This is a genomic window from Mesorhizobium sp. M7A.F.Ca.CA.004.12.1.1 (genome assembly GCF_003997835.1).
In the GTDB taxonomy this organism is placed as follows: domain Bacteria; phylum Pseudomonadota; class Alphaproteobacteria; order Rhizobiales; family Rhizobiaceae; genus Mesorhizobium.
Genome location: NZ_RZRK01000261.1, coordinates 1 through 7,400 on the forward strand (window position 1 = coordinate 1; position 7,400 = coordinate 7,400).

The following is a 7,400-nucleotide window of genomic DNA, read 5'->3' on the forward strand; positions in this document are numbered from 1 at the left end:
AGGACATAGCCATGCAGGACGCCAGCCGGCTGGATGTCGTCGGTATAGCGGCCCTGGCCCTGGATGAAGGCGGCATCCTCGCGCCGCAGCACGGATGCGCCCATGCCGAATTTCGGTGTGACGACGGTCATGGGTGCCTCGTGATGATGACAGGAGAAGGAACGCCTGAAATAGGCATTGCCTCAGTTTTGTCGAGGGGCCGTTTCGTGTAAAGAGCGCGGACTTCAAATTTCTTGGACCAGCGGACACAATCCGCCGCCAACGCAATCGACAGGAAAACCCACGGAATGCGCACGGACACCGGCCAGGTCTTCAAACTCGAAGACTATCGCCCCAACGACTACCTCATTCCGAAAACCGACCTTACCTTCCGCCTTTCGCCAGACGCAACGCGTGTCACCGCCGTCCTCACGATAGAGCGTCGTGACGACGTCTCCCTGTCGGCACCGTTGGTGCTCGACGGCGACGGGCTGACGCTCAAGCGCATCGAGATCGACGGCAAGAAGGTAAAACCGGCGGATCTGCTGGCGACGCCTGACCGGTTGACAATCCTCAAGCCTCCGGCGGCACGTCGCTTCCAGTTGCTCATAGAGACCGAGGTGGCGCCGGCGGGCAACGAAGCCCTGATGGGCCTCTACCGCTCGAGCAATGTCTACTGCACGCAATGCGAAGCGGAGGGCTTTCGCCGCATCACCTATTTCCTCGATCGTCCCGACATCCTGTCCGTCTACACGGTGCGCATAGAAGCAATGCGTGACGAAGCGCCGCTGCTCCTGTCCAACGGCAACCTGGTCGACAGGGGCGACCTCGGCGACGGCTGGCACTATGCAGTGTGGCACGACCCTTTTCCCAAGCCATCCTATTTGTTCGCGCTGGTGGCCGGCAATCTCGGCCAGCTTGCAGACAGTTTCGTCACGCTGTCGGGCCGCACGGTCGAACTCGGCATCTATGTCGAGCCCGGCAAGGAGAAGCTGGCCGGCTACGCGATGGATGCCCTGAAGCGGTCGATGAAATGGGACGAAGAGGCATTCGGCCGCGAATACGATCTCGACGTCTTCAACATCGTCGCCGTGTCCGACTTCAACATGGGAGCGATGGAGAACAAGGGCCTCAACATCTTCAACGACAAATATGTGCTGGCCGACCGGGAGACCGCGACGGACGCCGATTTCGCCAATATCGAGGCGATCATCGCGCATGAGTATTTCCACAATTGGACAGGCAACAGAATCACTTGCCGCGACTGGTTCCAGCTCTGCCTGAAGGAAGGCCTGACGGTTTTCCGCGACCACGAATTCTCCGCCGACCAGCGCTCGCGCGCGGTCAAGCGCATCGCCGAAGTGCGCACCTTGCGCGCCCACCAGTTTCCCGAGGACCAGGGCCCACTGGCGCATCCAGTGCGGCCGCGCCGCTACCGCGAGATCAACAATTTCTACACCGCCACGGTCTACGAGAAGGGCTCTGAAGTGGTGCGCATGATCCGCACAATTCTCGGTGCCGACGTCTTTCGCGCCGGCATGGACCTCTATTTCGAGCGGCACGACGGTGACGCGGCGACGATCGAGGATTTCATCAAGGTGTTCGAGGATGCGTCCGGCCGCGACCTGTCGCAGTTCGCGCTCTGGTATCATCAGGCAGGCACGCCGAACCTGACGATCAGTTCGACGCACAATCCGGCGGCGCAGGAATTCACGCTCGAAATCGAGCAGTCGGTACCGCCGACACCCTCCGAAAGCCGCAAGCGGCTGATGCACATCCCGCTGGCTTTCGGCCTGATCGGCGCCGGCGGCAAGCCTGTGCCATATAGCGGCGTCGAAGGCGCCAGCGTCGAGGACGGCGTCATCCATATCCGCAAGCGTCGCCACATGGTGCGGTTTTCAGGCGTCACCGAGCGCCCGGCCGTGTCGCTCAACCGCGGCTTTTCGGCGCCGGTGACATTGTCCGTCGAGCAGAAAGCCGACGACCAGTTCTTTCTCGCCCGCCATGACAGCGACGCCTTCTCGCGCTGGCAGGCCTTCAATACATTGCTGACCGATGCACTGATCACCGCCTTCCGCGAGATCCTCGGCGGCAAGCAGCCGGCCTTTGCACCGCGGCTGATCGAACTCGCCGGCAGCATCGCCGGCGACGAGACCCTGGAGCCGGCCTATCGAGCACTGGCGCTGGCATTGCCCGGCGAAGCCGACATCGCCCGCGACATCGGCCGGAACATCGACCCCGATGCTATCTATGCGGCTCGCGAGGCACTGGCGTTGGCGATCGGCACTGCGAACCGGGACGTTTTTTCGGGCCTTTACCGCGGCCTTGCAGACAAAGCAGCGTTCAGCCCCGACGCGGCGAGCGCCGGACGACGCGCCTTGCGCAACACCTTGCTGGATTATCTGTCGCTGCAGCCGAGTGGAGCAGCACTCGCCGCCAGGCATTTCCAGTCGGCGACCAACATGACCGACCGCGCGGCAGCACTTGCCGTGCTCGCGCATCGTCACCACGGTTCGCCCGAGGCGGTCGAGGCGCTGGCGGCTTTCGAGACGACCTATAGGTCCGACCCGCTGGTCATGGATAAATGGTTCCAGATCCAGGCCAGCGTTCCGGGACCGCAAACCGTCGACACCGTGAAGGCCCTGACCAGCCACCCGGCCTTCTCGATGGGCAATCCGAACCGGGTGCGCTCGCTGATCGGCACCTTCTCCAGCGCCAACCAGACCGGCTTCCATCGTGCTGACGGCGAAGGCTACTGGTTCTTTGCCCAGACTGTGCTCGAGGTTGAAAAGCGCAACCCGCAAGTGGCGGCCAGGCTGGCGACGGCGCTCAGATCGTGGCGTTCGCTCGAACCTTTGCGGCAGGCCAAGGCCAGGGAAGCGCTGCTGTCGATCGCCGGCGCCGAAAACCTGTCGGCGGATCTGCGGGATATCGTCGAGCGCACGCTGACGTAAATATGCAATTTCTTCAAGCGCCCGTTAAATCAGTCCCGGCTGATGGGACTGGGGCTTTGCGGTCAACTCGATCCCAAGCGCCTTCATCACGGCAATCGTCGTTTTCAGGGTCGGATTGCCGTTCTCACTGAAGGAGCGATAAAGCTGTTCACGCGAAAGTCCCGTCTGGCTCGCTATTTGGGCCATGCCCTTGGCGCGGGCTACGACACCCAGCGCGTGCGCGATATAGCCGGAATCTTCGGAAGCAAATGCTTCCGCCATGAATGCCGCAATGGCCTCATCAGAGGTCAGGCCTTCAGCCGGATCAAAGGTTGTCAGTTTCTCAGCCATTTCATTCGCTCCATTCCTTTGCCAGACGTTTCGCCGTCGTGATGTCCTTCTTTTGGGTGCCTTTGTCGCCGCCGCACAGAAGGACGATGATCGTGGTCCCCCGCTTCTGAAAATAGACGCGGTAGCCCGGGCCGTAGTGGATACGCAACTCGCTTATCCCTTCCCCCACGGGCTCGACATCTCCCGGATGCCCATAGGCAAGGCGGTCGAGCCGAGCAAAGATCGCACCCCGAGCGCGCTCATCCCTTAGCCGCGTCCACCACTTTCGGAACGTTTCCGTCTGCTTCAGGTCGATCATGAGGATCATGTAGTTTATAAACTACAATTTGTCAATCCTCAGAGACGGTCAGGCGCACAAGCGGCATTGGACCGTTTCGGCATTATTTTAGTCGATTTTTAATCTTTTTTCGCCGGACTACTGGACAAGGCGAATCACCTTTGATTCTTTACTGACGATTCGGATGTGCGGCGTTTGCCGGATCACCAAGCAGCATAGGCAAATTCGGGGAGTGCCATTTATGGCGAAGGCGGACGCGTGGGGCGCGCCCGGAGGGACGGTTTTTGCGCATCGCGAGACGCGCGGCGACGGTCTTGCCGGGAATACGCGGCTCATCGCCGAACCGGCCTACCGGCGGCTTCTGGCCGCCGAGCCGCTGCTGCGCCGATCAATACCTGTCCTCATCATCACCTTCCTGATCGTCATCGCGGCGCTGCGTGTGCTGTCGCTGATGAACGAGCGCGACGATGTCGAGCGCAATGCCAAGGCGATCCTGACGCTGGCGGCGGGCCAGCTGGCCAGTTCGCTCGCCACAACCTCGGAAACGGTGCCCGGCGCCATACAGGATCTGCTGGAGACCACCAGCCGTCAGGGCGCGATGGGCCGCAGCCATGTGCTTGTCATCACCGACAGCGCTTTCAAGATCGTCGCGGTGACGCCGCGCTCGATGCCATGGCAGGGCCATTCGCTCGACGGCCTCGTCGAGGGCGGCCAGCCCTTGTTCATGTTCGGCGATCGTGCCGGCGTCATGGACGTCAACATCGACGGACGGGATTGGTACGCGGCGGTCAGCCTGGCGAATGGCGGAAAGGGTGCATCGGCGGCCCTGGTGCCACAGGACGCGGTTTTCGATGCATGGCGCAAGACTGTTTCGCTGAACGTCACCCTGTTCGTGCTGACGGCCGGTGTGCTGATCGTCATCCTCTATGCCTATTTCGGCCAGGCGGCGCGTGCGCAGGCGGCTGACCGTATCTACCTCGAAGCGCATCAGCGCATCGACATGGCGCTGGTGCGCGGCCGCTGCGGCCTGTGGGACTGGGACATGGTGCGCGGCAAGATGTACTGGTCACGCTCGATGTATGACATGCTCGGCTACAAGCCCTGCGACACGATGCTGTCCTTCGGCGAGGTCGACCAGATCATCCATCCCGAGGACGGCGATCTGTTCGAGCTCGCCAACAGAATCGTCGCACGCGAGATCGATCATATCGACCAGGTGTTCCGCATGCGCCATGCGGACGGCCAATGGGTCTGGATGCGCGCACGGGCACAGGTCATCGATCCGGAAGCGCCGGAGATCCAGCTGATCGGCATTGCCGTCGACGTCACCGAACAGCGTCATCTGGCGCTGCGTTCCGAGGCTGCCGACCTTCGCCTCAGAACGGCGATCGAGAACATCAACGAATCCTTCGTGCTGTGGGATTCGACGCAGCGCCTGATCATGTGCAATTCCAAATACCAGCAGGACAACGGGCTTTCGGACCGCGACGTGATGCCGGGCACCGCGCGCGCGGCGCTGGAAGAACGCATGCTGGCCTTTGCTTCCGAACGGCGCCTTGCCCACACCAGCGGCCTGCAAGGCGGCGCCACTTTCGAGCGGCAGCTGGCCGACGGCCGCTGGCTGCAGGTCAACGAACTGAAGACCCGGGACGGCGGCATCGTCTCGGTCGGCTCCGACATCACCCAGATCAAGCTGCACCAGGAGAAGCTGGTCGACAGCGAGCGGCGGCTGATGGCAACGATCCATGATCTCAGCCTGGCGCGGCGGGCCGAGGAGGAGCGTTCGCGCGAACTGGTCGACCTCAACCGCAAATACATGAAGGAAACCGAACGGGCCGAAGCGGCGAACCGGGCCAAATCCGAATTCCTGGCCAACATGTCGCATGAGTTGCGCACGCCGCTGAACGCGATCATCGGCTTCTCCGAACTGATGGAGCAAGGGCTGTTCGGCCCACTCGGATCGGAGCGCTACGAGGAATATGCCACCGACATCAACAGCAGCGGCAAATATCTGCTGGGCGTCATCAACGATATTCTCGACATGTCCAAGATCGAGGCTGGCCAGTTCTCTCTGGACCGGGAAGAAATCGACCTCGGCCCGCTGATCAGCGAAACCGTACGCGTCGTTTCGCTGCAGGCGGCGCAAAAGGCCATCACCGTGGAAACGCGCATTGCCGATGCGCTGACGCTGGTCGCCGATCGCCGTGCGATCAAGCAGATCGTCATCAACCTTTTGTCCAATGCGGTGAAGTTCACCGGCCAGGGCGGCCACATATCGGTCAGGGCCCGCAACACATCCGGTGCGCTGGTGCTGACGATCGAGGACAATGGCTGCGGCATCCCCAAGGAGGCGCTCGGCAAGCTCGGACGGCCCTTCGAGCAGGTGCAGAACCAGTTCTCCAAGAGCCATGCCGGGTCTGGCCTTGGCCTTGCCATCTCACGTTCGCTGGCCGAGCTTCAGGGCGGCGCGCTGAAGATCCGGTCGAGCGAAGGTGTCGGCACGATCGTGTCGGTGCGCATTCCGGTGAAGAGGGCCGTGCTGGCGATCAAGGTTGCAGCGTGAGATTTTCCGCCGGCTCTATCTCTTTGCTTGAGCATCGGATTTCCCCAAACAGGGTCTCATTTTTGTCCGATACTCCGAACGACCGCTTCACGGTCATCCCGTACGAAGCAAAAGATCGAAATCCTTCCTGACCTTCTGCGACGTCTCCTTGAGGTGTGCTTCCAGCACACCGAAATCCGGCAGGTCGGTCACCGCCAGAAGCAGATCCGAAAGCCCCGGCGGAACGTCGTCGCGCTCGAAGGCTCCCGTGAGGCACAACCGCGTCATCTGGGTCAGCGCCAGATAGAGCGCGTAGGCATCGCCAAGCTCCTGCCTCACCCCGGCAGCCGCGAAGCCCGGTGCCAGGCGCGACAGGATCTCGGCGGTGCCGGTGGCGCGGCGCCCGGTCTCGACTTGCCCGGTAATGACGGCCACCTGGGCGATGAATTCGAGATCGATGAGGCCGCCGGGAATAAGCTTGATGTCCCAGAGATCGCGCGGCGGCTTTTCCTTCTCGATCATGGCCCGCATGTCCGCAGCCTCGGCCATCACCTTTGCAGCATCGCGCGGCTGGCCAAGTACAGCCGCTACTTCCGCTTCAACCTCGCCGCACAGGCTAGCGTCACCGGCTATGGCGCGCGCGCGGGCCAGCGCCATGTGCTCCCAGGTCCAGGCTTCCTGGCGCTGGTATTTCTTGAAGGCATCGATATGGGTGGCCACCGGTCCCTTGTTGCCGGACGGCCGCAGGCGCAGGTCGAGTTCGTAGAGCACCCCCTCCGCCGTCGGCGCGGACACCGCCGCGATCAGCCTTTGCGTCATGCGGGTGTAGTAATGCGAAGGTGCCAGCGGCTTGTCGCCATCGGACTCTTCGGCATCCGACGCGTGGTCGTAGAGCAGGATCAGGTCGACATCCGATCCGGCGGTCAGCTCGCGGCTGCCAAGCTTGCCCATACCGAGCAGCGCAACCACGCCGCCGGCAATGGTGCCGTGGCGTGCCGCGAATTCGGCCGTCACCGCCTGCAACGCAGCCTCGATGGTGAGATCCGCCAGATCGGAAAAGGCGCGGCCGGCCCGCGCCGGATCGATCGAGCCGGCGAGCAGCCGGACACCGATCAGGAATTTCTGCTCGGAGGCAAAAATGCGCAGCCGGTCGAGCACATCCTCGTAAAGCCGGTCGCCCTCGACGAAGGCGGAAAGCCGCGCCGACAGATAGGCGCGGTCGGGTAATTCGGTGAGCATGGCCGGGTCGAGCAAACCATCGAAGACATGCGGCCTGCGGGTGATGATCGCCGCCAGCCGGGGGGCGGCCCCCATGATC

At 62.5% G+C, this 7,400-nt stretch carries 4 protein-coding genes and 1 pseudogene; 2 read left to right on the plus strand and 3 right to left on the minus strand.

Annotated elements, in window-relative coordinates:
• Positions 1-287 precede the first annotated feature (287 nt).
• A complete protein-coding gene (gene pepN, locus EN984_RS15575) occupies positions 288-2,933 on the plus strand; it encodes an aminopeptidase N (RefSeq protein ID WP_127269853.1) in 2,646 nt (881 codons plus the stop codon).
• Between the two features lie 24 nt (positions 2,934-2,957).
• Here the strand turns inward: pepN and EN984_RS15580 are convergent, their stop codons facing one another.
• Positions 2,958-3,263 carry an addiction module antidote protein gene (locus EN984_RS15580; RefSeq protein WP_127270971.1) on the minus strand — a complete coding sequence of 102 codons (306 nt, stop codon included), beginning with the start codon at positions 3,261-3,263 and terminating at the stop codon, positions 2,958-2,960.
• 1 nt (position 3,264) lies between these two features.
• Positions 3,265-3,561 (minus strand): type II toxin-antitoxin system RelE/ParE family toxin, encoded by a 297-nt coding sequence (locus EN984_RS15585; RefSeq protein ID WP_127270969.1) that lies wholly within the window; start codon positions 3,559-3,561, stop codon positions 3,265-3,267.
• Positions 3,562-3,781: 220 nt separating this feature from the next.
• On the opposite strand from EN984_RS15585, the gene EN984_RS15590 reads away from it, so the two are divergent.
• On the plus strand, positions 3,782-6,103 hold the full coding sequence (locus tag EN984_RS15590; RefSeq protein WP_127270967.1) for a PAS domain-containing sensor histidine kinase: 2,322 nt from the start codon (positions 3,782-3,784) through the stop codon (positions 6,101-6,103).
• Between the two features lie 93 nt (positions 6,104-6,196).
• Here EN984_RS15590 and EN984_RS15595 read toward each other — a convergent pair.
• Positions 6,197-7,400, minus strand: a pseudogene (locus EN984_RS15595) (bifunctional [glutamine synthetase] adenylyltransferase/[glutamine synthetase]-adenylyl-L-tyrosine phosphorylase); the annotation flags it as partial.

Coding starts and splice junctions, on each gene's coding strand:
- pepN (WP_127269853.1), top strand. CDS start 288: ATGCGCACGGACACCGGCCAGGTCTTCAAACTCGAAGACTATCGCCCC.
- EN984_RS15580 (WP_127270971.1), bottom strand. CDS start 3,263: ATGGCTGAGAAACTGACAACCTTTGATCCGGCTGAAGGCCTGACCTCT.
- EN984_RS15585 (WP_127270969.1), bottom strand. CDS start 3,561: ATGATCGACCTGAAGCAGACGGAAACGTTCCGAAAGTGGTGGACGCGG.
- EN984_RS15590 (WP_127270967.1), top strand. CDS start 3,782: ATGGCGAAGGCGGACGCGTGGGGCGCGCCCGGAGGGACGGTTTTTGCG.